Here is a 24,306-nt window from a genome sequence, read left to right as displayed (position 1 = left end):
CCCTACCCATTGTACTTTCCTCACTGATCTTCTAATGCACTTAATTGGCTGTTAGACGGAACACATGTGCAATTGGTGCCTTATCCCCTACTTCATGTGCGGGCAGCTTTACATGCAATCCTGCTTCGTCAGAGTGGAATTGAAGCTTCTCATCCGCCCCTACCAAATGAATAGCCGTTACCTTGTCTGTATACGGAAGAATGATGTTATCGTTAACATTAGTATCTTCAGAAGGATATAAATACGTACAATATACCGTATCGTCCTTACGTGTAAAGGCGCAGCGCTGTGTAAAGTAAGGAGCGCAGATGCGCGTTCCATAGACAGCTTCCCCATAGGTGCCCATCCACGCGCCAAGTTCCTTGATGCGAGCAATCGCCCCTTCAGGAATCCGGCCATCCGGCTGTGGCCCAACATTTAGAGCCAGATTTCCTCCCTTGGCGACTACCTCCATCAGAATATGAACAAGCTGCCGGGTTGTCTTGTACTTGTCCTCAAAACGGAAGGAGAAGGATGTTCCCATTGTAATGCAGCTTTCCCATGGTACATTCATCGCATCACTTGGAATCCTCTGTTCCGGCGTAATAATGTTCTCATATGGCCCTCCAACCGTACGGTCGGCAGATAGCAGCCATGGCTGCTTCTCTCTAGCTTTCTCCACGACTTCTCCGAGACGGATATCCTGAGATACACGGCTCTCCTTGCATACCCAGCCAGCATCCAACCACAATACATCGATACGTCCGTAGTCTGTTAACAGCTCCATGATCTGTTCATGAGTAAACTGAACGAACTGCTCCCACAATTCAGGATACTCCTGCGGATTATAGGACGGGCCCCGCCACGTTGGGTTGCTTCGCTCCATCCCTGGTGCCCAATAGGTAGGTGTATGCCAGTCTGCCTTAGAGAAATAGGCTGCAATCGCCAATCCTCTGTCACGGAAAGCATCAAAAAGATGCCTGCATACATCTGCGTACTTATGGGTATGGAATGGCGTCTGTGCACCTGTTATCCGATAGTCCGTTGTTTTGGTGTCCCACATGCAAAAACCATCATGATGCTTCGTGGTAAAAATCAAATACTTGAAGCCGCCTTCAACAGCAAGATCCGCCCATAATTCCGGCTGGAAGCGCAGCGGATTAAATGTCTTATTTAGATCGAAGTATTGCTGCTTCAGCTCTTCGGCATCATAATCCCAATCCACACTATCTCGCGACCACTCTTCATCGACATCACTAAGCGCCCACGACTCTACGATACCGAGCTGGGAATAGGTTCCCCAATGCATCATTAAGCCCAGCTTCTGATCCTTGAACCATTCCAGCTGTTCGAGCAATTCAGGGCGATCTGGCTTCACCCATTCGTCTTCCCCACTGAAGTTATGTACCCCTTGCTGAACGATCTGCTCATCCTCACGTTGTTCTGCCTGTTGCTGAATGGTTTCACTCATCTCGCTTATCCTCCTCTGTCTGTTCATTGATGAAATAGAACCATTGTACTAACAAAAATATCTATTTCTAGTTAACCAGAAACCGCTCTCAATCTGCAATACAAAAACAAGGACACAAGAAAATTACGGGGAAAATGAATAAACGAGCGGAAAATTCTATAAATGGTGTCTTTGTCAAGGATCGTGCACATCATGCATCTCAACGCAAAAAAGCCCCCAACATGTGACGCGCGTCCCGCGCTCACATTGAGGACTGTATGGATATGCATCCTTTATGGAGTGATGATAAATTCAATCTGGTCATCTGGCTGCAGAACAAGCTTCCGTCCCTCGACCACCGTCATCTTCTTCCCATTTACCTTTAATGCAAAGTCTATCGTTTTTTCCATTTTTCGCTGACCAATGTGCAGCACTTGCTTGCCGTCATCTGACAAGGAGATTTGTGCAAACTCATCAATTAGATCGTTAACATTCATATTCTCTTTCCAGCTGACCACATAGGTATTGGTCATTTCTGGGATCGTAGTGCCTCCGTCGATACTCAATGTCAGTCCTGCAGTAGGCAGGGAATTCGTCTTGACATCCATTCGCTTCACAAACACAACAACCGTATCACCGGGGCCAACGATCTTCTCCATCGCTGCAGGTTGCCTAAGCTCTTCATCATTGACCACGATGCCCCATCCCATCTTCGTATCCAGGGCAACATCTCCGACGGACATGATCACACCATCCTCTTCAGAGATCTTTACAATTCCTGTCTGCTTCAAGGAATCGGTAACGGTCATGCCTGACTTCCAATCAATTTCAATGCGTTCTGACAAGTTCGGTATATAGGAACCGCCCTCGATAGTAACTGTCACCTTCGAAGCCGGACTAGATTGCTCTTCTGCCTGCTGCTCCTGCTCAGTTGTCTTGGAGCAAGCAGTGATTATGCATATCAACAACATCAGTACAACAAGAACTTTGGAGTGTTCGGCGTAGTTGCGAATGCGTAGCCATCGTCTTTTCATTACGTCAACTCACTTTCTTGCCTTCTCTACCTATAAACATACAGGTTTCTTAGTCTATTATGCAATAAGATGAGCAAGAAATCGTATCAATCCCGTAACAAAATCCGTCGGATTTACAACTCGTTCGACATAAATACGAGAGTTAGCCCTTATTTATACAACTACTTCCTCTAATATTTTCCTCATATAGGTTTTTCGTGCAGCGAAGAAGAAGAGCGCCTGCATCACAACGAACATGCTCACGACTGTCAATGCATACCCCATCATGTTCGAATTAACCAGGTTGCTCAGTGTCTTCAAGGCGAACAATGTATGAACGCTCCCTACCATGCATGGTGCGAAGAAGATAAGTCCTACTTGGAACGTAACAACACGACGGATCTCCGCAATCGACAAACCAATTCGCGTTAACCCCTTGAAGTATGCCTGATCATCCTGCAGTTCGGTGAACAATTTGAAGTAGATGACACTTCCGCTCGCGATAAAAAATAACAAACTAATAAACAATCCGATGAACATCCCTAGAGAGGACACTTGGTTCGTGCTGCTCCAATTATACACCCTGCTTGAGATTCTGATACTGTCATCTTCCTCTTCGTTAAACGACACGTGCTCCCTGATCTTTTTGTCTAAGGCCAAGGAATACTCCCAATCCGACCAATTGAATGCATGTCCATATCGAGCTCGGTCAGCCGGCGCCTTATCGAAAAAAGGGGCAAACAAATCATCGCTAACGACTAACACATTGTAAACGCCTATACCTGAATTGATTACATTTCTTGTGGTCTTTTCCCGAATATGCCCGGATACCTTTGCAGACGTATCACGAATATGCCCCGATACCTTTGTAGACGTATCACGAATCATGATCGTTACAGGCCCTGGATATCCCAAATATAGTTTCGAATCACTTGGTTCATCCACATTCAAGGGCTCACGAAGAACAAGAACCATCTCATCGTTCATAAGGGATAGGGGTTGTCCCCCTTCCATCGCAATGATCCGATTATAATCAGACACACTAACCATTGCTCCATAATTCTCTGACAATTCAGCTTGCATGTAATACACTTCAACATATCTGAAGGCAGCATCTTGTTCTATCTCGTTCTTTGTGCTGTCCCCCCAAGCCTTTATCATATCCGGTTTGATCGGCTGCTGTCTGTCCTTCGTCCAGGTGATGACGTAGCTTTGCGGCATATCATTCAACTGCTGCCGCTTCATCGTCTGATCGAACGCATAAAAGCTTGCGGTTGCTGTCAACACTACTGCGCACAAGATGGATACATTGAACAGCACACGGGCATTATCCTTCAGCTTGAATGCTGCTTGCGAGATATTCAGCAGATTGGTTCTTCGATAATAGACGCGCTTATTTCGCTGCAGTATGCGGATAATGGCTACACTGAACTGCGTATAGAAGAAATAGGTGCCCAGCACCGTGAATCCTAATATCGGCAAAGCGGTTAGGCCGAACAACTGTATAGTTGTAACATAAGCCAGACTATATCCCAGCGCTAGCGAAAATACAGCGAGAATGACGAGCACCCATGAGAATTTAGGTGGTGATTTCGGCTCTTTATGCGCCCGTATGAGCTCAACAATTTGGCTGCGCCCTACTTTTCTCAATGAATACACGGTAATACATGTAAACAAAATCAAGTATCCTGCCGATGTTAATAGAATTGCTTTCGGAACAATATAAAAAGTAATCGGGGTATCGACAGCCAGTATGTGGGATAAAGCCATCAAAAACAGCTTCGTCATAAAGGCGCCGATTCCCATTCCTACTGCAATGGCTAGGATGGAAATAATCATGTTCTCATAAAATACAAGTCTTCGTAACTGCAGCTTAGTCATTCCGAACAGAGTAAGTAAGCCGAATTCCTGTTGTCTGGATTTCAAAAATGCAGAACTCGAATATAACGTAAAGAAAAAAGAGAAGATGATGATCAAATACTCGCACATCATCATCACTTCTCGAACTCGATGTCCACCTGGCACTTGTCCATTAACTACGTCAGGATGGTAAATAAATGCCGCATACATAAAGAAAATCATTACCGCGAAAACACTGCTCAAAAAATAAGCGCTGTATCGATGCCAATTCCCCTTAATATTACTTGTAGCGAGCTGTCGGAATGTCATCGAAGTTCCCCCCTAACAAGCTTAGCGAATCTAAGATGTGTTGGAAGAAAATCTGTCGATTGGCACCACGTCGCAGTTCGGAGAACAATCTGCCGTCCTTAATGAATAAGATTCGTTTGCAATAACTCGCTGCAAAAGCATCATGCGTGACCATCAATATGGTACGATTCGATCGCTCATTCAAATCTTCGAGCGCAGTCATAACATCCTTCGCAGCCTTGGAATCCAAGTTGCCTGTCAGCTCATCCGCGAGAAGCAGAGATGGCTGATGAATGACTGCGCGTGCAATCGCCGTCCGCTGCTTCTGACCACCTGAAATTTCATAAGTACGCTTATCCAATATATGATCAATGCCAAGCCAGCTCGCCGTTTCTAGCAGTCTGCGCTCAATCTCTCTAGCCGAGATGCCGTCAAGAGCCAGCGGCAATATAATATTCTCTCGAATACTTAATGTATCCAGCAGGTTGAAGTCTTGGAAGACATAACCGAGTTCTCTTCTACGAAAATAGGCCAGCTTGCGATTGCTCAGCTTCGCCGGATCCGTCCCGTTAATAAATACATCTCCAGAAGTTTGCTTATCTATCGTAGCTAATATGTTCAATAGTGTCGTCTTGCCACTGCCTGATGGCCCCATAATCCCAACAAATTCCCCTTCATCGATCGTTAGATTGATATCTTGAAGAGCCGTATAGGTCATGTTTCCTCGTGTTCCATATACTTTGGATAATTGCTTAGCTTCTAATACAGGCATAGGTGTCCGCCCCTTCCTCCTTGCTTACGCTCCAGAATCCTCATGTATACACACAGTATACCCTTTCCCTTCTTCCTGCCAACATCGAATTGGCTTTCAATCCCCTCTACCACCTTACAAAGTTGTCACATTCGTCTAATCCTATAAGAATAGCCCTCTTCCTCATGGAAAAGGGCTTCAGGGTAAGCGCTTGTTCATCGGGTCATGTACTTAGTGCAATCGCTCCAGCAACTGATGGTGCATAGCTCTGGTCTCGAACTTCATCGTTACTGTCGTGCCTTCATTCAGCTTCGATGCAATACTGATTGTGTGTCCCAGCTTGGCGCAAACTTGTCTAACCAAGTATAGTCCCATACCGGTTGCATCCCCTTCCTTACGGCCATTCTGACCGGTGAAGAATGCATCAAATACACGCGGCAAATCCTCAGGAGCAATACCAATTCCTTCGTCTTGAACATGCAGGAGTATCGAGTCACCTTCCCGCTCCACCTTAAACATTAACGATTTGGAGCCCTCTTTGTCCCTCATATATTTAATCGAATTCGTTACAAGCTGTGTTAAGACGAAGTTCAACCATTTCTCATCACTATCGACAATCACATCATCGGCTTCAATCTTCGGGAAAATTTTATGCTTAATCAGCGATTTTTTATTCTCATTCACAACCTGCCGGATGACCTGCTTTAGATTCAATCCCCCAACATGAAGATCCAGCTCGAACTTGTCCAGTCGTGCCGTACTCAGCATCATGTCCAGACCTCTCGTAAGACGATCAGCCTCTTCACTCACACTCCGCAGCAGCGACTCAAGCTGAGACTGATCAAGCTCATATACTGGCTGCTGTGTAAGCAAATGAATAACAGACACCGGAGTCTTCATATGATGAACCCATTGGTTCGTGAAGTGAACATGCTTCTCTCGGTCTTTCCGCATCGTAAGCAGTTCGTTCATAAATGAGCGATATTGACGTGATAGAAGCGCATGCATTCGTCTCTGCTCTAATGTGCTTGGATGCTGCAAACAAAGCGTGAAGTCACTATCACTTGCATTCGTCTCTGCATTGTACATTTCCTTGTACCAACGCCGTTGATTCGTATAATCATAGACTAAACCAATCATAAGAATGAACACAGCAAGTATGAAGATATAGATGAGACTTTCCTTCGCAGCAAATCGCTGCCCAATGCTAAGATCTAGCCACACAACAAGCAAAGCAATCGCTATCGCTAAGAAGCACGTTAAGATAATTACAGTTCGGTCTCTTACATATTGGAGAAAGGTCATTCCCGGCTTCATTCATTCACCCATGTAGCTGACATGCGATACCCTTGGCCTCGCACTGTCTCTATTGCCTTCGCAATTCCAATCTCCTCCATCTTCTTGCGAACGCGGGTAACATTCACGGTTAGCGTATTGTCATCGACGAAGTCCACATCATCCCATAGCGTCTCCAGCAATGTCTCGCGAGATACGATATAGCCAATCCGTTCCATAAGGCAAGCAACGAGAAGCGCCTCATTTTTCGTCAAGTCCACACGCTTGCCTGACCATTCAAGGGTGTTCTTCGCCCGGTGCAATGTCAAGCCTTGGACAATCAACTCTTCACCATTGCCCCCACCATTAGCTGCGTATTCCCCATAGGTTCGGCGCAGAACTCCTTTTACTTTGGCTAGAAGGACGTCGAGATGGAATGGCTTCGTAATAAAGTCATCGCCGCCATTTTCAATCGCCATTACTTGATCCATTTCTCCCGTACGTGCTGAGACGAATATGATGGGTACATTCGTCTCACTGCGGAATTGTCGACACCAATAGAAACCATCGAAGGCCGGCAAATGGATATCAAGCAAAATTAAATCTGGATTGATTTCCAGCATTTCATCCTTTAATTGGCTGAATTTTGTCGCACGAGCTACATTGTAATTGTATTTTTCAAGAGAAGACTGCAAGATCGATGCAATCTTATCATCATCTTCCACGATCATAATTGTATACATAACAATACCCCCAGTTCGCGAACGTACTTCTATCTATTTTGTTGCTTTCTTGCTTCCATCATAACATAAACTTCTTTTAATCTAGAAACGAACTATCCACCTGAATGCCTATGTACGCAGATTCAGTAGAGCTGAATCTCTCCATACAATGAACACAACAGAACAAAGCTCCCGCTTCTTAAGACGGGAGCTTATCGATGTGTTCCTTCAATAATTCATACGTTGGAAATATTTACGTTGTCTGTGGCAGTTCTTGATACGTGATGAGTACCCCGCCTTCACCTGCATAGGTGCCGATGACTGGGCCCATATTCACGAACAGAACTTGATCGAAGTGATATTTGTCGAGCAATTCCTTCATAAAGGCCTTGGCCCGTTCTTCACAATTCGAATGTGCAAGGGCAATCCACTCTTTGTCAACTTGGTGCCATGCGTCCCCTACCTTCTCAATCAGTCGGCGGAGCGTTTTCTGTGTGCCTCGAATCTTCTCCATCACTTCTATGGTACCCTCTTCGCTTGCCTCCATGAGCAGCTTGATGTTCAACATAGAAGCGACCGTGCCCTTGAACTTGCCCAAGCGTCCGCCACGAATGACATTATCGAGGGTATCCAAGGTGAAATACGTACGAGTGTGTTTCACTTGATGGCTTACAATGTCAGCAACCTCATCAAGTGTCTTCCCCGCTCCAGCCAGCTGTGCCGCACGCACGGCAAGCAAGCCAAGTCCAGCAGATGCTGTCTTCGTATCTATAACTTCAATCCGGTTCGGATGACCTTCTTCCTCGTACATCGTCTTTGCCATTAATGCATGATTGTAAGTGCTGCTTAAGCTAGAGGTCAAGGAAAGGACCAATATATCTTTATCAGTGCCAAGCGATTGATACATATGGTAGAAATCAGCTGGCGACGGACTGGATGTCTTCGGCAGATCCTCCTCCTCTCGCATACGCTCATAGAATTGAGCGGTGTCCATATCAGAGGTTAACACCTCTTTACCGAAACATACGCATAGAGGTACTACATGGATGCCGAACTGCTGGACGATCTCCGGAGTCAAGTCTGAACTTCCGTCCGTAATGATGTGAATGGTCATGTCATTCTCCTGTCCTAAAGTAAAAGTAAGTTATTATCGCTCATTCCGCTTAATTATACGAGCTTGTCCCTATGTTTACAACGTCAAAAAGTAGGCAATCTTGTGGACACAGCAAAAATGCCGAGCTCTAACCTGCTGTCAAGTTAGGCTCGGCATCCGATGAGCTGTCCACTGCGCATTATTCTTGATCCGAATGCTGTAGGACAGAGCTAGTCTCATCGCAGCATCCGATTGATTCGTTCACCCACTGCTCCGCCCACTGCCCTATGGCTTCCATTACTGGCTGCAGAGCCAATCCTTTGTCCGTAAGCGTATATTCAATGCGTACAGGCGTCTCTGGATACACATTACGAACTACAATCCCTGCCGCTTCCATGTCTTTCATGCGTTCACTCAACATTTTGTCGCTCATGGTAGGAATGAGTGCGGAAATATCCTTAAAGCGCTTCGGCCCGCTCAATAGCACCTGAATAAGCAGCCCGTTCCAACGCTTTCCCAAAATGCAGAATGCCGCTTCGAATCGGGGACACATTCCCAACTGATCTGATTGCATCCGTTCATCCCTCCTTCTATACTTACAAAATGTAAGCATATTTATTTTACCATAGCTGATTCGAAAAGAAAACGCGACTGACATCATTTATTACAAAATTTAATGGACTTGCAAAGAATCTGCAACTTTTTTGGTACGTACGATCATTATAATGGTATGGTGAAAACTTACAATCCATTATTTATTTAATCCGAAAATATCGGGTACTTGCAGAGCTGAGGAGGCTTCCATTGAATTCATATCGCGAGAGCAGGAAAGAGCGGCATGCCCGCATAAAGAAGCAGAGGGCGCGCAAACTGAAGCAATTAGCCGGGGTGGGATTGCTGGTAATTATCGGCCTTGGCTGCATGCTCGCGCTGACAGTGGCCATGCGCACTGTAGAGAACCAGCCTGATTTGGTTTCTCCATCTAATGAAAGTGTGACTCCTACGTCCCCGCTGGAGCCAAATCACGAGCAAAAAAAGAAGAACATTGCAGCAAAGGACGAATCAAGTAAATATGTGACGCCTCCTTCGCATGATCCCATCCGAATTGTCTTTGCAGGAGATGCACTCATGGATTGGTCCGTCAAGGAAACCATTCGCAAAAAAGGACCTGATTATCCATTTGAATACGTCAAGGACGAGGTCAGCAGCGCCGATTTTGCAGTTGTAAATCTGGAGACAGCTATCACACACCATACCGAGAAGGATACGAATCAACTGTATAATTTCAAGTCCGATCCGGAATCCTTGCAAGGAATTAAAAATACCGGGTTTGATCTGGTTACGATCGCTAACAATCACACCCTCGATTTTAAACAGAAGGGATTTCTCGACACACTATCATACTTGGAGCAATATGACATCCCCTATGTAGGCGGCGGAAGAAATAAAGAAGAAGCGTATCAGGCGCATACGGTGAAGATTAAGGGTCAAACAATTAAGATCCTCGCCTTCTCCCGATTTATCCCTCAAACGTATTGGTTCGCCGGAGAGAAGCGGCCAGGAATTGCGGAAGCGTATAATAAATCAAGTGTTCTCCCTGTTATCAAAAGAGAACGTAAAGACTGTGATTACTTGCTTGTGTATCTCCATTGGGGGGTTGAGAAAAGTCATCGTCCAGAACCATGGCAGCGTACCTATGCGCGTGAAATCATTGATGCCGGTGCAGATGCCATCATCGGCAGTCATGTCCATGTTCTGCAGGGATTCGAATTTTATAAGGGCAAGCCAATTGCTTATTCGATCGGCAACTTCTTATTTCCAGATTATGTGCGAGGAGACAAAGCGGATACAGGGCTGTTGAATCTAACGCTGGATCAAGGAGATATCTCAATGCACTTCACCCCTTACTTCATCTATAAAGACCAAATAATTAAGAAAGATGAGGCTTATGATCGAAAGCAATTAAAGTATTTGGAATCCATCTCGTTTGATGTTAAAATGGACGGCAAACAGGTACGGGATGCAGTGAAGGCAAATGGGCGCGCAACTGCTCCGCCAACACGCTAACCATGCTAGATATGCCGACATCTCGGTCATAAGACGCGAACCTGTACTCAGGATTCGCGTCTTATTGTATGTAAGGCATAATGCCGCAGCATACACAGCAAGCAAGAGGAAGGAAGATGTAATGTGACACAGCCAAAAATAACAATCATCGGAAGCTTGAACATGGATCTCGTAACGGTCACCTCCACAGTGCCAGCACAAGGTGAAACGGTAACTGGTAAATCGTTCGCGACCATGTACGGAGGGAAGGGCGCCAACCAAGCGGTAGCCTGCGCACGTCTAGGGGCTGATGTCAGCTTCATCGGATGTGTCGGTAATGACACATTCGGCACAATGATGTTAGATAACTTGAATCGTGAAGGCATACATACTGAAGCTGTTGAAGTACTTCGTGATGTATCTTCAGGAACCGCTTCCATTATTGTGAAGGATGGAGATAATCGCATTATTGTTGTACCGGGTGCAAATGCACAGGTAACAGCTGAACGAGTTCGCGGACACGCCGATGTCATTCGCCAATCGGACATCATCGTTCTGCAGCTTGAAATTCCTCTTCCTTCGGTACGAGCTGCCATCGAGATCGCGGCTGAGTCAGCAATCCCTGTCATCCTTAATCCAGCGCCAGCAATGGAACTGGATCATCAATTGCTCAGCCAAGTCACTGTGCTCACGCCGAATGAGTATGAGCTTGCCGAGCTTCTCGGGCAAGCGGATCAGGCAGGCGCCTTCGATTGGCAATCTGCTCTGCAAGCGATGCCAGGTAAAATCGTGTTAACCAAAGGGGCTGATGGAGCCTATTGGTCAGACGCCAAGGGACAACTTCACCATAGTCCAAGCCACCGGGTCGACGTTGTTGATACTACGGGAGCTGGTGACACATTCAACGGCGCTCTGGCCGTAATGCTTGCGGAAGGCCGCTCTATGGAGGAAGCAATTCCGTTCGCGACAGCCGCAGGGGCATTGTCTGTGACCGTATTCGGCGCGCAGGGAGGAATGCCGACTCGAAAGCAATTGACGCATTGGATCGCGCAGCACCAAGAGTAATAGCCCATTTATAAGGAGGAAGCAATATATGGCAACGATTCGCATGCTGCAGGCACTTGATTATGATGCTGCAGCCAGATTGTCTGATGACGTGTTTCGCAATGAAAAGCAGATGTCGATGGCACATAGTTTTTCGTACTTGTTCTCCCCTATTACCGCTCACTCATTTGGTGCGTTTGAGGACGGGGAACTGCTCGCACATATGGGATTGCTTCCATCGGTTGTCCGTATCGGACGATCTCGACTACCTGTATTCTCACTCGGCTCGGTATGCACATCCGAGGCTGCTCGCGGCAAAGGATTCGGTACGGATCTGCTGCACAAGGTTCAAGATCATGTTGCTTCTACAGGCGGAGTGATGATGTTCGTGTCCGGAGGACGATCGCTCTATACTCGCAATCGTTGTTATCCCTTCGGTCAAACACAGATTTATACGGTTACCGCAGATGCAAATGTTGCTGAAGAAGCGGGTGTTACAGCTCGCGTTCTTACTGAGAATGACTGTTTTGCTTGGTATGAACTTGCGCAGCAACGAGAAACTGCTTTTGACTTAAGCTTATGGGATATGCACGGACTTGAGCATGGCGGTGCATTCGCTTCCTGCGTCATGATGAAGCCTAAGGTATACGTACTGGAACGCAACGGTCACATTACTGCATACATCTATATCCTGTTCCCTTCTGCCAACCAGCAGGATGCTGCACCTCGTGTATATGAGTATGGCGGCGCCGCTGAAGAGGTTGTATACTTGCTGCAGCTTGTAATGAAACAGAAGCAAATCACTGCTTCCCAACTGTACGTACCATGGCAGGATACGGAAGTCAGCACTTGTCTGCATGGCTATTCTTCGGAAGAGGAGCCAAACCAAGGGACGTTGTATGTTCCGAGCATGGAGCGACTATTCCGCTATATGCAGAACTGGTGGAGTGATCAAGGTGCGCTGGCCGTGCATATTCAAGTTACGGAGCTTGAAGGCGGTACTGTTCGCCTTGAGTATCCAGATGCAGCGTCAGTTGAACTTACTGAGAGTCAATTGTTCTCCCTGCTATTCGATCCGAAGGCAACTGACATTCTCCCTCCTGAATGGCCTTCTGCCGAGCAATTGAAGATCACAATACCACTTCCTTATACGATCGGACTTTTTTACGTATAACTTAATGTTCTTATCATCATTCCTTCTATCGCAGTTGTACTGCTTCAAAGCGCACTAAAATTAGTGCGCTTTTACTTTTGAAGTATACAAAGTTCCACACTGTTTCGCCTTGCCCCAAGCTTTCCTCTTGATGTGAACCTGAATTTTCGCATACAATGAACAAAAGTAGTAGGATATAATCAGAAGGTGAATCCTAGAAATGATTACCCCTTATACTTCCAAGTATCCACATCCCGATGCAGCCTTCTTTTAATTTGTATAATAGGAGCATTTTCATATGGCTACCATTTATGATATTGCGAGACAAGCCAACGTCTCCGCAATGACCGTATCACGCGTCATTAATAATACAGGCAGGGTCAGCGAAAAGACCCGAACCAAAGTTAAGCAAGTGATGGAAGAGATGCAGTACATACCAAATTCGGTTGCTCGCTGTCTCGTCACCCAAGAGAGCAAAATATTATCTCTGCTTATTACAGATATCACGAACCCATTCTTCACAACAATGGCCCGTGGAGCGGAAGATGCCGCCATGCAGCATGGATATCGTCTTATGTTCGGCAATAGTGATGAGAGCTTAGTGAAGGAAAAAGACTATGTTCAAATGATACTGTCCATGCGGGTGGATGGTGTCCTATTTGCGCCCAGTGGAGACCAATCCAAAGAACATCTGGAATGGCTGACAAGACAAAATGTCCCGTTCGTGCTGCTTGATCGTGAGGTTCCAGGGATCGATTGTGATGCAGTACTCGGGGATAGTCGTGGCGGTGCCAAACAGATGGTCAGTGAATTAATCCGGTATGGACATCGACGGATTGCCCTATTGAACGGGTCTGAAGAAGTATCGACCGCCAGGGAGCGCAAAGCAGGCTATATCGCCGCCTTGCAGGAAGCCGGCATCCCATTTGACGAACAACTATGCATGCAGATGGGCTATTTACATGATCGGGATGCGCTCGATTTATCTCATTGGACGGAATTGGAGCCGCAATCTCGCCCTACGGCTATCTTTGCTGCCAACAACATGCTTGCGCTCTCTATCTTTACGGCGCTGAATCGTGTCGGACTGCGAGTTCCGGATGATATCTCGATCGCTTGCTTTGACGATTTTGGGTGGGTAGAAGAAGCGAATCCTTTCTTTTCTGTTGCTTCACAGCCTGCATATCAATTTGGAGAGACCGGAATGCAGCTGCTGCTTGAACGAATCAAGGATCGGGATCAAGCCTCCCGCCGAATTATTTTACCCTGCCAAGTCCAAATGCGGCAATCTGTACGACAGCTATAGAACCATAATAACCTCGAGCACGTTCACGGCCTGTTCGAACGGGATTTCATCCCTGTTCAGAACAGGCCGTTCTTTTTTGTCCAGTGAATACCACGAAGCTGCCCCAATCGTGTTCCTTGCCTCTTTCTCCGACTCTAATGTATTTTCTTACCTGTAGACCTAGTAAATCAAGCGTACTAGAATAGAAACATTGACGCTTCTCTTGCTTTTATGCATAAAAGCGTGTAAGTGTAAAAGCATCTATCCGATCTTTACATACTAAAAACGTTACCATCAAGGAGTTGAATAACTATGAATACGAATGATGAACAATCAGTCAAGCAGCCACTCCGCTTCGTGCAGAGTGTTACCATCTTTGCGGTCATCATCGCCATTTTACTGCTTACAATACTTGGCTGGGGTGCACAGCCGCACATCCCACTGCTAACAGCAACTGTTGCCGCAGGCTGTCTGCTCTTGCTGTTCGGACAATCGTGGAATCTAGTAGAACGAGCATTGATTAAGGGACTTCAAGCTTCTGTTATGCCTGCCTTGCTCCTATCTCTTATCGGAATCCTGATTGCAGTATGGATGATGAGCGGGACAGTTCCTACGCTACTCGTATATGGAACCTCCTGGTTTCAGCCTCAATGGTTCACGATTAGCGCTCTGCTGCTTACGGTTATCGTCTCGATGTTTGTCGGCAGCTCAGTGACGACAGTCGGAACTTTCGGCGTAGCCTTGATAGGCATGTCGGATTCCATGGGCGTCCATCCCGCAATCGTAGCAGGGGCTGTCGTGTCTGGTGCCTGCTTCGGGGATAAGATGTCTCCGCTCTCCGATACGACGAATTTCGCATCTGCCGTTGCACGTGTCAGTATGCCTGATCATATTCGCAACATGACGAAGACGACCGTACCCGCATTTCTTATTACCTGCATCGCCTTTTTATTTTTCGGTTCTTCCGCTCAATCCAATATGGATCAATTGCTGTCGATGCAGCAGGATATCCGCAGTGTATTTCATATTCATCCGCTAACTTTACTGCCGCTTGCTGTCGTGCTTATCGCTGCATTTAAGCGATTGCCAATCATCATTACGATGCTGCTCGGTATTGGATCGGGTCTGCTAGTTACTGCGCTCATTCAAGGAGACGTAAATGTTCCACAATGGATGGAAGTGATGCAGGGAGGATTCCAAGGGTCATTCCAGATGGAGGAAGTAAGCCGCATCGTGAACCGAGGTGGCCTTCAGTCTATGACTTGGGCAATATCGCTCATTGCGATTGCCTTCGCTCTGGGAGGATTGCTGCAGCATGCAGGCATCATTGAAACGATGTTCAATCGTCTGATTGCACCTGTGAAGACCAAGGAAGGACTTGTTGTCACAAGCGGACTTAGTTCAATCGGGGTGAACATGATTACAGGGGAACAATACATGTCGATTCTGATTCCGGGCCAATTGTTCGAATCCGAATATGATAAGCGCGGCATTCCACGACTCACCTTATCTCGTACATTGGAGGATTGCGGAACATTAGTGAATCCGCTTATTCCTTGGGGGGTCAGCGGTGCAATGATGACAAGCGCTCTTGGTCTTACCGTACTGGATTACATGCCATATGCTTTCTTCCTGTGGGTATCCCCACTGGTTACATTTGCTTTTGCACTATTGCCCGGGTTAAAACGTGTGACACTCGGTAATTCACAATAGCAACTTCATTGCAGGTCATCAGTCGCAACGAGATGATGACTAAGCGGTAGGATACAGAAGATCCTATTGCTTCTTCCAATCCAGTTATGATACTGTCTTCTTAACTAGTCATGGATCATGGAGTGGAGGGGATAAGATGCGCCTTATACATGCCCGCATGCCAAGGTATATATTGCTTGTACTTAGTGTGCTTGCTATCGTATGTACAGCACTTACCCCTCTTGCTTCGAATGAAACGATGTTCATGCATCCTGATGAATCCGCATTTACGTATCCCGAGCATGTAAGCTCTGTAGTAGGCATTCATCAGGTTCAGTCTATTAAGCATTTTTCCATGCCTTTGTGGTTCATCTTATTCATTCTCTATATCGCGATCGCCCTCTTGAGGAGCCGGCTGCCCAGTTACAGATTTGATACGCCGTATATGATTTTACTGCGCAGTCAATTCTTGAGGCCTCTCAAATTCACTTCTAGGTTCGTGGCTCGTCCCCTCGCCTGTACAACTCAACAATCACTTACAGACGAGGAGAATAACAATGACGACAACGAACACGAACACAGAGAAACAATTGAAGCAAGAGAGCGGGCCTTCCGGCAAAGAGCAAGCATTGAAAACAGATATACAGGTTCTTAATCGGGATTTGAAGCATATGATATGGTTTATTATCCTGTCAGCGGTAGTCATTACTGCACTTTATTTTCTCATGTAACGAACGAACTACAAGCATCCCATCACGAAAGCGCATTCAAAAATATAGACACCCTGACGGCTTTCCACTCTGCATCTCAGTTCGATGTGAGGAAGGAGAATGTGAATACCATTTTTTATACAATTTCGAGAAATAAAGAGCATCTTCGTAGCCGACAGCCGCAGCAATTTGCTCGATTGTTAACCTTGTCGTCATCAGCAATGTTTTGGCGCGCTCCATCCGGATGCGCAGCAAAAACTGCATAGGCGATTCCCCCATTTGTTTGCGGAACATCTTCGATAAATAGGTGCGGTGATAGCCTAGCGTATGTGCAAGTTCGTCTATGGATATGGATTTATCAAACTGCAGCGACAGCCAGCGAGCTGCTTGTTCTACCTGACGTTCGATATCGGAGCGTTTATCATCGTTATTCGCATCAGAACCCTTGTCAGTAGTTCGTGCATATTCAGCAAGAACAACACGCATATAGCCCTCAGCTTCCATGTCCCCAGCACTGCCTCCGATTTGAAGTGCTTTATATACATTCCGGAACAACGCTTCTACTCGATGTATGCGATAGCCTTGAACAACTGGTGCATGCGGCCCAATGCCGATTATCGCCAACAGCTGTTCGACACCGCTGCCGCGATATCCTATCCAGCGGTACTGCCAAGGATCTGCTTCATCAGCTACATAATGATGAAGCTCCCCCGGGAAGATGAAGAAGCTCTCTCCTGCCCCAACTTCATAGGCAACCCCTCTAATCGTAAATTTCCCTCTGCCAGACTGTACACAATGCACGATCCCGTAATCATGAACGCTAGGACCTACGTGGTGCAGAGGTTCCGTGATTGATTGGCCGCAGAACAATACGGACAGTTCTCCCTTGGAAGGTGCTTCATTAATTGCGAGATTTGCTCGTTCACCCATCCGGTTCCCTCCTAACTGACAACAATCCTCCATATTCACATTCGTTTTCCCCATACCAAGCCTTAATCGATTCAGATACATTAATTGTACAACAATCATTTCCAAGTTGCATCACACCATGCCGATGTTCCTTACATTTCATGACAGCAGCTCGGAACGAAAGGAGACAAGATGTATGAGTAAAATTACATTTCTCGGAGCAGGAAGCACCGTATTTGCCAAAAACGTATTAGGTGACTGCATGCTCACTCCATCACTGCAAGGATTTGAGCTTGCCTTGTTCGATATTGACCACGAGCGTCTTCGTGATTCCGAAAGCATGTTGACCAACATGCTTGGAACGACTGGCAGCACCTGCCGAGTTGTTGCCTACACAGACCGCAAAGAGGCACTGCGCGGCGCTAAATATGTAGTGAATGCGATTCAAGTTGGCGGGTACGATCCATGTACAATTACAGACTTCGAAATTCCGAAGAAGTATGGCCTTCGCCAAACCATTGCAGATACGCTCGGAATTGGGGGTATCTTCCGCAATCTGAGAACGATCCCTGTCATGCTTGATTTCGCCAAAGATATGCAGGAAGTATGCCCAGATGCTTGGTTCCTGAACTATACAAATCCAATGGCCGTGTTGACCAATGTGATGAACACATACGGCGGGATCAAATCAGTAGGACTCTGTCATAGTGTTCAAGTATGCGTACCTTGGCTGTTCCATGATCTTGGCATCGACAGTGAAGGTGTAAGTGCGAAGATTGCAGGCATTAATCACATGGCGTGGCTGCTCGAGGTAACTCGCAACGGCGAGGACTTATATCCAGAAATTAAACGCCTTGCCTTGGAGAAACAAAAGACAAAGCACACCGACATGGTACGTTACGAACTTATGTTCAAATTCGGCTATTACGTGACGGAATCCTCCGAGCATAACGCTGAATACCATCCATACTTCATTAAGAAACAGTATCCAGAGCTGATCGAGAAGTATAACATTCCTCTTGATGAATACCCTCGACGCTGCATCAACCAAATTGAAGGTTGGAAAAATATGCGTGAACAGCTCGTCAATAACCAGCATATCGAACACCACCGTACCCATGAATATGCCTCATATATTTTCGATGCTATGGAAACAGGAACACCATTCAAACTAGGTGGTAACGTTATGAATACGGGACTTATCACCAATTTGCCGCGCAATGCATGTGTTGAGGTTCCATGCTTCGTTGATCGCAACGGAGTTACGCCTACCTATGTTGGCGATCTGCCGCCACAGCTTGCAGCGTTGAACAACACAAATATCAATACTCAGCTTCTTACGATCGAAGCGGCTATTACAGGGAAGAAGGAACACATCTACCATGCGGCCATGCTCGATCCGCATACGGCAGCTGAGCTTAGTCTGGATGATATCGTCTCCTTATGCGATGATCTGATCGAGGCTCACGGAGATTGGCTTCCGAAGTTCGTATAGGGAAGAACTCATGCAAAAGCGGTACAGTTGTTCGACAACTGTACCGCTTTTTCTACTGCTATATCTTGATGACCGTACATTATTCCCCTTGTGCGCGTTTATGCACTTGTGATGCCTGCGCTGCTTTCTTGGCCTGCTGGCTTCGTTTAATGGACAATCCAGCTGCCACGACAACGATCACCAGTGCGATCTCAAATCCATACTTGATGAATGGATTCGAGAAGAGACCGGCTAGCGAATCGAACTTCATGAACTCACCGACGAACATTTTTGCTGCGGTCCACGCTAGCACCGCTGATCCGATGATAATAATGATCGGGTAGCGCTCGATGAATTTCAGTACAATTGTGCTTCCCCACACGACAATAGGGACGGAAATTGCAAGTCCCAGTACGACTAGCAATCCATGTCCATTCGCCGCACCCGCTACAGCTAGCACATTATCGAGCCCCATCGCTGCATCCGCAATAATAATCGTTCGAACTGCCGCCCAGAAGCTGCCTCCCGCCTGCACATTATGCTCTTTCTCTTCGACCATGAGCTTGATCGCAATCCATATGAGCACGGCTCCGCCAATCACGAGCAAGAACGGAATTTTGAGCAGCCATACAACCCCTAAAGTGGCCAGCGCTCGAATGATTACTGCTCCGATTGTACCGAAGATGATAACTTTCTTCTGATCTTGCTTCGGTAGGTTGCGAGCCGCTAAACCGATAACAATCGCGTTATCTCCTGCTAACACCAAGTCAATGACGACAATGGACAGCAGCGTGGTCCAGAACTCTAATGAAAATAGCTCCATTGATAGTTCCCCCTTGACGTTAGTATGTATAAATACTGTAAAAAACATGAACGCCGCTACCACGATCGTGGTAACGGCGTTCCGATCAGAAAGAGACCTTCACCAACGCAACCATCGTGGCAAAGGTCTCGCAAACAACGTTATACGTTGCCAGTAGCGCCGAGGATGCGCGTTGTGGCGTATCCCGTAATGACGACGGTTACTGTGCTAGCTACTCCCCTTTGGAGTATTCGTTTTTTCAGTGAACTAATCATAACACCGGTAATCGAATTGTTCAACCATCATTTCTCTCTATTTTCTCGCTCTATTACAGATCTGGCGTTGTTCGAATGATAACAATTGGGTATGATGAAGATATACGTATTTAATCATAAGGAGGCTTCCCCATCGTGAGCAAAGAACTATCCAATCATCATCCTTCACTTGAAAAAGCAACCTTTGCCGGTGGCTGCTTCTGGTGTATGGTCACGCCGTTCGAAGAGCTTCCTGGCATCCATTCGATTGTGTCTGGCTATACAGGAGGACACACTGACAGTCCTACATACGAAGAAGTATGCTCAGAGACAACCGGGCATGCCGAAGCCGTCCAAATTACATTCGACCCTGCCCTATTCCCTTATAAGAAGCTGCTCGAGCTATTCTGGCAGCAAATTGATCCTACAGATGAAGGCGGACAGTTCCATGATCGCGGTTCGTCTTATCGAACAGCTGTCTTCTATCACAATGAGGAACAACATCAGCTTGCACTGCAATCCAAGCAAGAATTGGAGCAGAGCGGTAGATTCGATAAACCAATTGCTACTGAGATCGTTCCCGCTGGCACGTTCTACCCAGCAGAAGAGCATCATCAAAACTATCATCAGAAGAATCCAGCCCATTACAAGCGCTATCGCTCCGCATCGGGCAGAGATGCCTTCATCGTGAACCATTGGGGAGTCTCCGATGAAGAGCGTACAGCCCTTCAAGGGAAGCTGACGCCAATCCAGTATCGGGTAACCCAGCAGAATGGCACAGAGCCCCCTTTTTCCAATGAATACTGGAACCACGAAGCAGAAGGAATCTATGTGGATATCGTATCTGGTGAGCCGCTCTTCAGTTCGTTGGACAAGTTCGATGCAGGCTGCGGCTGGCCAAGCTTCTCGAAGCCGCTTCGTTCCAATCATGTGGAGAATAAGCTGGACACTTCTCACGGCATGGTTCGTGTGGAAGTAAGGAGCAAACTGGCCGACTCCCATTTAGGACATGTATTCGATGATGGCCCTACCTCAACTGGACTTCGTTATTGCATTAACTCTGCAGCCCTGCGGTTCATTCCGAAGGAGAAGCTGGAGCAAGAAGGATATGGGGAATTCGCATCCATTTTCTCGCACAACTAGGATTCTCTAGTACGAAGGCCCAAATGAGGAACGACCTAACCGTTCTCATTTGGGCCTATATTTAGATTCGCTCAATTGTTAACAAAATACCGCTCTTGTCGTCGCACATTTTGAATCGGGGTATTTGATTGCAGTAGGCATCCATCCGTTCACGTGCCTCCAAGGCGGCGGCACATTGCTCCATCCCAGTAGTAATGATGTATTGGAACCACCGCTCCATACTGCTCTGTTCCTCATCAACACGCCAAGGATAAATCCCATCAGATACAAGCAGAATATGCGTAACTCCCTGGAGTGGGAGAGCTCCATATTCCAGGCGATGCTGCACGGCCTCATCTCCATTAAGGACGCTGTAACCGAACTCTGTATTCGCACGGGAACGATTCTGCCTCAGCAGCTGCCGAATCTCTTCTGGCTGCCTATGCTCCCTCCAATCCTCCTCATGCTCCATCCACGCTGACAAGACACGCTCATCGAAGGGGGCAACTCGATCATAAGTTACAGGTCGAACCTCCCCGGATTCATATAGCGCGTATATCATGCAATCGCCCGTCTGCGTCCAATACGCATAATACTCATCAAGCCACACAGCGGCATGAACCGCACCGAACCTTCGTCCTGTATCGTATGGAGCGATGCCGTATAGGCGCATCGTATCATCCAACATCCGATTTGCTTCCAAGAGTCGAGCACGCATCACATCAAGCGGAGAAGCCATAGCTGCTATTGCAGTAGTGATAGATTCCAGACCACGAGCAATACTTATGGCAGCCATCTCTCCTGCCGTATGTCCTTCCTCATCTGTAATCGGCTCTAATCCAGATACACCATCGATGACCGCATATAGCTGCTGTTCGGGAAGTGCAATCATCCGGTCTTCATTTCGTCTGCCCTGCCCCTGTCTCGTTGCTGCATCACAATGAATTCGAATCACTGCTGTTCCCCCTTCAATTGTTCTTACGCTCAGCTACCTGACTTCTGCACCATCTTCGCAGCTTGGCCGAACAAACCCATTAGCATGAACACAACGATAATATATAGCAAGAACATCGGCGCCGCCATTGCGGAGAACACCATCGGTGATGCAAACGCGAATCCGAGCATACTTAATGAACAAGCGAGTGCAACTGTAAAATAGATGGATCGTCTACGGGCCATATGTGCGATGTAGCCCCAGTCACGGCGCAGTGCATATTCGCGCAAACCACTGCACATGAAGGTTACTAGTGTAATGTTCAACCCCGTCTCTGCTATACTGCGAAACACTCCAATCCATGCTCTCGCTTCCGCACTGACTCCGCCTAACAGCATCGGCTGCAGCAGCTCATACACCGCTAGAACGATCAGCGGGATACATACTCGCTTCGCATGCAGAAAGCGATCAGATACGGATATCAATTGTGTTACACCACTAAATACCAAGGCAAAGCCTACGATATCCGGCAGCAGATCAACGCCCCTCGGCGCGTAATCAATAAAAAATAACAAACCCCATTGAATTCGTCTAAATGCCTTTGCTTCCATATTCATCATGTTCATCTTTGTTGTCTGCATGTCCTTTCCGTATGTACTTCCACAAGCAAGCTGTACGCAATCATGAAACAGTTCAGCATGCTGTTATCTTGCTTCAGTATAACGTGACGTCTTAAGCGAACGCAATCTCGCGTCCTATTTGGAATATTTTTTCAGCCTATTCACTCAATTCGGATTATGTAAGTCCATTCCTTTTGCAGTATAATGGTTAAATGTCTAGTTGAGTAACATTTCCTTATAGCCTAATAGAAGCTACATACCTTTCAGGAGGAAGCATAATGAATCACATTAAAATATTTTCGGACAGCACATGCGATTTGCCGAAATCACTACTTGAACGTTATGACATTGGCATTATCCCTTTATATGTTACTTTCGGTGACGACGCTTATCGTGATGGAGTGGATATGACCCCTCCGGAATTGTACAAGCGTGTAGATGCATGCGGCAAGCTGCCGAAGACATCTTCGCCATCTCCAGCTGATTTTGTAAAGGCATTTGAGCCATTTGTGAACGAAGGCCGCAAAATTCTATATATCGGGTTGTCTTCCCACTTATCGTCCACCATTCAGAATGCCATTATTGCCGGGGATATGCTCGGTGAAGGTACTGTAACTGTCATTGACTCCTTAAATTTGTCTACCGGTATCGGGATTCAAGTTCTCAAGGCAGCGATGGCACTGGAATCTGGTTCATCTCTGGAGGAAACTGTAGAGCTTGTTGAGGACGTTCGCGGCAAAATGGAAACCGAGTTCATTATAGATACATTAGATTATCTATATAAGGGCGGACGCTGCAACAGTCTGCAGAACTTGATCGGCAGCCTGCTTCGTATTCGTCCTGTCATTAAAGTTGTCGATGGAAAAATGATTGCGGCCAATAAAATTCGCGGCAAACGCGAGAAAGCACTTGAGCAGTTGAAGCAAAATGCGCTGGATCATGTGGATGAGATGGACAAGGATATCGTATTCGTCACTCATTCCTTATCGCCTGAAGATGCCAATATGATTCAGGCCGAATTGCAAGAGAAGACGGGCGCAAAACATGTGATCCTGTCGGATTGTGGTTGCGTCATCTCCAGCCACTGTGGACCAAACACAATTGGAATCGTATACGCGCGCAAATAAATATACAGCGGCTGACCTCGCCACTAGAGCAAGGTTCAGCCGCTGTATTTATGTAGAGAACGTATCGTATTTTATTGCATTGAACGAGTAAAAAAACGAGCAATCCCACCCGCCCCAACAGCAAGGCAGATCCCAAGAAGCATCTGTACAATCACTTCTATGAACTTGGCGCTGTCATCCGTCCAAGCCCGCTCTGCAAATAAAGCCACTTCTTGATTCGAGAGCATAATCAATAGCTTGATAAATTCCGGGATGCTGTTCACGAGAAGCATAATACCAGCAATACCTAGTCCGATATGAAGGGTGGTGCGAAGCACCGGGTTCGCAGAATGCGTCTGGCTGCGCATCGGAAGGACACTTTTCTCGCCGCTACTCGATACGTCTGTATCTTGTGTCTTCACTAGAGTCACATCACGTAGTTTAGACGGTGCTAGCGCCTTCGATAATGATCCTGCCGTGCACCATAGGATGATTCCTCCTATAAGCGGAACAAGGACAGGAAGGAGCAGTATGACGAAATTGGTGATTACCATATTTTCACTTCCAACCTCCATATGAATCATCGAGGAGATCATATTTACCAGCGCAGCTGCAATCTTCGCCAACTCTAAGAAGGCGGTCACGATCCAATAGAGAGCGCCGAGCCGAACAGCCAAGAAGGCCAATGATCGAGCATTCAATTGATTTTCCTCCATTTCTGAGC

At 46.7% G+C, this 24,306-nt stretch carries 22 protein-coding genes; 9 read left to right on the top strand and 13 right to left on the bottom strand.

Going from position 1 to position 24,306, the window contains the following annotated elements:
- Positions 1–40: 40 nt before the first annotated feature.
- The 8 genes from BLS15_RS04795 to BLS15_RS04760 all read right to left on the bottom strand — a co-directional run bounded on the left by BLS15_RS04795 (position 41) and on the right by BLS15_RS04760 (position 9,005).
- The gene (locus BLS15_RS04795; protein WP_090510346.1) at positions 41–1,450 is read right to left on the bottom strand and encodes an alpha-L-fucosidase; all 1,410 of its coding nucleotides are present in this window, start codon (positions 1,448–1,450) and stop codon (positions 41–43) included.
- A 272-nt stretch (positions 1,451–1,722) separates the two neighbouring features.
- Positions 1,723–2,463, bottom strand: coding sequence for a hypothetical protein (locus BLS15_RS04790; protein ID WP_090510341.1), 741 nt, complete (start codon positions 2,461–2,463; stop codon positions 1,723–1,725).
- 153 nt (positions 2,464–2,616) lie between these two features.
- Positions 2,617–4,611 carry an ABC transporter permease gene (locus BLS15_RS04785; protein WP_090510336.1) on the bottom strand — a complete coding sequence of 665 codons (1,995 nt, stop codon included), beginning with the start codon at positions 4,609–4,611 and terminating at the stop codon, positions 2,617–2,619.
- A complete protein-coding gene (locus BLS15_RS04780) occupies positions 4,583–5,362 on the bottom strand; it encodes an ABC transporter ATP-binding protein (protein ID WP_021253030.1) in 780 nt (259 codons plus the stop codon). The genes BLS15_RS04785 and BLS15_RS04780 overlap by 29 nt, the downstream gene beginning before the upstream one ends.
- Before the next feature lie 210 nt (positions 5,363–5,572).
- Entirely contained in the window at positions 5,573–6,658 is a 1,086-nt protein-coding gene (locus BLS15_RS04775; RefSeq protein ID WP_175460720.1) for a sensor histidine kinase, read from the bottom strand.
- The gene (locus BLS15_RS04770) at positions 6,655–7,359 is read right to left on the bottom strand and encodes a response regulator transcription factor (protein WP_021253032.1); all 705 of its coding nucleotides are present in this window, start codon (positions 7,357–7,359) and stop codon (positions 6,655–6,657) included. Before BLS15_RS04770 ends, BLS15_RS04775 begins: the two co-directional genes overlap by 4 nt.
- A 232-nt stretch (positions 7,360–7,591) precedes the next feature.
- A complete protein-coding gene (locus BLS15_RS04765; RefSeq protein ID WP_021261821.1) occupies positions 7,592–8,452 on the bottom strand; it encodes a DegV family protein in 861 nt (286 codons plus the stop codon).
- Positions 8,453–8,630: 178 nt separating this feature from the next.
- Positions 8,631–9,005: a winged helix-turn-helix transcriptional regulator gene (locus BLS15_RS04760; RefSeq protein WP_090510330.1), complete on the bottom strand. Its 375-nt coding sequence runs from the start codon at positions 9,003–9,005 to the stop codon at positions 8,631–8,633.
- Between the two features lie 230 nt (positions 9,006–9,235).
- On the opposite strand from BLS15_RS04760, the gene BLS15_RS04755 reads away from it, so the two are divergent.
- The 6 genes from BLS15_RS04755 (at position 9,236) to BLS15_RS28870 (ending at position 16,382) form a co-directional block, all read left to right on the top strand.
- A complete protein-coding gene (locus BLS15_RS04755; protein WP_090510327.1) occupies positions 9,236–10,498 on the top strand; it encodes a CapA family protein in 1,263 nt (420 codons plus the stop codon).
- A 123-nt stretch (positions 10,499–10,621) separates the two neighbouring features.
- Entirely contained in the window at positions 10,622–11,542 is a 921-nt protein-coding gene (rbsK, locus tag BLS15_RS04750) for a ribokinase (protein WP_090510324.1), read from the top strand.
- A gap of 28 nt (positions 11,543–11,570) precedes the next feature.
- A complete protein-coding gene (locus BLS15_RS04745) occupies positions 11,571–12,695 on the top strand; it encodes a GNAT family N-acetyltransferase (protein WP_028533145.1) in 1,125 nt (374 codons plus the stop codon).
- Between the two features lie 277 nt (positions 12,696–12,972).
- A complete protein-coding gene (locus tag BLS15_RS04740) occupies positions 12,973–13,980 on the top strand; it encodes a LacI family DNA-binding transcriptional regulator (protein ID WP_090510321.1) in 1,008 nt (335 codons plus the stop codon).
- Positions 13,981–14,271: 291 nt separating this feature from the next.
- Positions 14,272–15,672, top strand: coding sequence for a Na+/H+ antiporter NhaC (gene nhaC, locus BLS15_RS04735; RefSeq protein WP_028533147.1), 1,401 nt, complete (start codon positions 14,272–14,274; stop codon positions 15,670–15,672).
- A 536-nt stretch (positions 15,673–16,208) separates the two neighbouring features.
- Entirely contained in the window at positions 16,209–16,382 is a 174-nt protein-coding gene (locus BLS15_RS28870; protein WP_175460719.1) for a hypothetical protein, read from the top strand.
- A gap of 36 nt (positions 16,383–16,418) precedes the next feature.
- Here BLS15_RS28870 and BLS15_RS04730 read toward each other — a convergent pair whose 3' ends face one another.
- Positions 16,419–17,291, bottom strand: a complete 873-nt coding sequence (locus BLS15_RS04730) for an AraC family transcriptional regulator (protein WP_090510318.1) — start codon at positions 17,289–17,291, stop codon at positions 16,419–16,421.
- A 175-nt stretch (positions 17,292–17,466) separates the two neighbouring features.
- On the opposite strand from BLS15_RS04730, the gene BLS15_RS04725 reads away from it, so the two are divergent.
- Positions 17,467–18,765 carry an alpha-glucosidase/alpha-galactosidase gene (locus BLS15_RS04725; RefSeq protein WP_090510314.1) on the top strand — a complete coding sequence of 433 codons (1,299 nt, stop codon included), beginning with the start codon at positions 17,467–17,469 and terminating at the stop codon, positions 18,763–18,765.
- A gap of 79 nt (positions 18,766–18,844) precedes the next feature.
- Here BLS15_RS04725 and BLS15_RS04720 read toward each other — a convergent pair whose 3' ends face one another.
- Positions 18,845–19,567, bottom strand: a complete 723-nt coding sequence (locus tag BLS15_RS04720; protein WP_021253042.1) for a TerC family protein — start codon at positions 19,565–19,567, stop codon at positions 18,845–18,847.
- 389 nt (positions 19,568–19,956) lie between these two features.
- Between BLS15_RS04720 and msrA the strand changes: the two genes are divergently transcribed.
- On the top strand, positions 19,957–20,943 hold the full coding sequence (msrA, locus tag BLS15_RS04715) for a peptide-methionine (S)-S-oxide reductase MsrA (protein ID WP_028533149.1): 987 nt from the start codon (positions 19,957–19,959) through the stop codon (positions 20,941–20,943).
- 61 nt (positions 20,944–21,004) lie between these two features.
- On the opposite strand, the gene BLS15_RS04710 is transcribed toward msrA, so the two are convergent.
- On the bottom strand, positions 21,005–21,877 hold the full coding sequence (locus BLS15_RS04710) for a protein phosphatase 2C domain-containing protein (RefSeq protein ID WP_090510310.1): 873 nt from the start codon (positions 21,875–21,877) through the stop codon (positions 21,005–21,007).
- Between the two features lie 29 nt (positions 21,878–21,906).
- Complete coding sequence (locus BLS15_RS04705; RefSeq protein ID WP_231515153.1) at positions 21,907–22,482, bottom strand: hypothetical protein; 576 nt, start codon at positions 22,480–22,482, stop codon at positions 21,907–21,909.
- A gap of 272 nt (positions 22,483–22,754) precedes the next feature.
- Here BLS15_RS04705 and BLS15_RS04700 point away from each other — a divergent pair, with 272 nt between their 5' ends.
- Complete coding sequence (locus tag BLS15_RS04700; protein WP_028533152.1) at positions 22,755–23,603, top strand: DegV family protein; 849 nt, start codon at positions 22,755–22,757, stop codon at positions 23,601–23,603.
- A gap of 71 nt (positions 23,604–23,674) precedes the next feature.
- On the opposite strand, the gene BLS15_RS04695 is transcribed toward BLS15_RS04700, so the two are convergent.
- A complete protein-coding gene (locus BLS15_RS04695) occupies positions 23,675–24,283 on the bottom strand; it encodes a hypothetical protein (protein ID WP_028533153.1) in 609 nt (202 codons plus the stop codon).
- Positions 24,284–24,306: the final 23 nt, after the last annotated feature.

This window comes from Paenibacillus sp. cl6col, assembly GCF_900102125.1.
GTDB classification, from domain to species: Bacteria; Bacillota; Bacilli; order Paenibacillales; family Paenibacillaceae; genus Paenibacillus_B; species Paenibacillus_B suaedae.
This window is presented reverse-complemented; position numbering and strand designations above follow the sequence as displayed.

Excerpts from the sequence above, each read along its gene's own strand:
- BLS15_RS04795 (WP_090510346.1), bottom strand. The coding sequence starts at position 1,450 with ATGAGTGAAACCATTCAGCAACAGGCAGAACAACGTGAGGATGAGCAG.
- BLS15_RS04790 (WP_090510341.1), bottom strand. The coding sequence starts at position 2,463 with ATGAAAAGACGATGGCTACGCATTCGCAACTACGCCGAACACTCCAAA.
- BLS15_RS04785 (WP_090510336.1), bottom strand. The coding sequence starts at position 4,611 with ATGACATTCCGACAGCTCGCTACAAGTAATATTAAGGGGAATTGGCAT.
- BLS15_RS04780 (WP_021253030.1), bottom strand. The coding sequence starts at position 5,362 with ATGCCTGTATTAGAAGCTAAGCAATTATCCAAAGTATATGGAACACGA.
- BLS15_RS04775 (WP_175460720.1), bottom strand. The coding sequence starts at position 6,658 with ATGAAGCCGGGAATGACCTTTCTCCAATATGTAAGAGACCGAACTGTA.
- BLS15_RS04770 (WP_021253032.1), bottom strand. The coding sequence starts at position 7,359 with ATGTATACAATTATGATCGTGGAAGATGATGATAAGATTGCATCGATC.
- BLS15_RS04765 (WP_021261821.1), bottom strand. The coding sequence starts at position 8,452 with ATGACCATTCACATCATTACGGACGGAAGTTCAGACTTGACTCCGGAG.
- BLS15_RS04760 (WP_090510330.1), bottom strand. The coding sequence starts at position 9,005 with ATGCAATCAGATCAGTTGGGAATGTGTCCCCGATTCGAAGCGGCATTC.
- BLS15_RS04745 (WP_028533145.1), top strand. The coding sequence starts at position 11,571 with ATGGCAACGATTCGCATGCTGCAGGCACTTGATTATGATGCTGCAGCC.
- BLS15_RS04740 (WP_090510321.1), top strand. The coding sequence starts at position 12,973 with ATGGCTACCATTTATGATATTGCGAGACAAGCCAACGTCTCCGCAATG.
- nhaC (WP_028533147.1), top strand. The coding sequence starts at position 14,272 with ATGAATACGAATGATGAACAATCAGTCAAGCAGCCACTCCGCTTCGTG.
- BLS15_RS28870 (WP_175460719.1), top strand. The coding sequence starts at position 16,209 with ATGACGACAACGAACACGAACACAGAGAAACAATTGAAGCAAGAGAGC.
- BLS15_RS04730 (WP_090510318.1), bottom strand. The coding sequence starts at position 17,291 with ATGGGTGAACGAGCAAATCTCGCAATTAATGAAGCACCTTCCAAGGGA.
- BLS15_RS04725 (WP_090510314.1), top strand. The coding sequence starts at position 17,467 with ATGAGTAAAATTACATTTCTCGGAGCAGGAAGCACCGTATTTGCCAAA.
- BLS15_RS04720 (WP_021253042.1), bottom strand. The coding sequence starts at position 19,567 with ATGGAGCTATTTTCATTAGAGTTCTGGACCACGCTGCTGTCCATTGTC.
- BLS15_RS04705 (WP_231515153.1), bottom strand. The coding sequence starts at position 22,482 with ATGAACATGATGAATATGGAAGCAAAGGCATTTAGACGAATTCAATGG.
- BLS15_RS04700 (WP_028533152.1), top strand. The coding sequence starts at position 22,755 with ATGAATCACATTAAAATATTTTCGGACAGCACATGCGATTTGCCGAAA.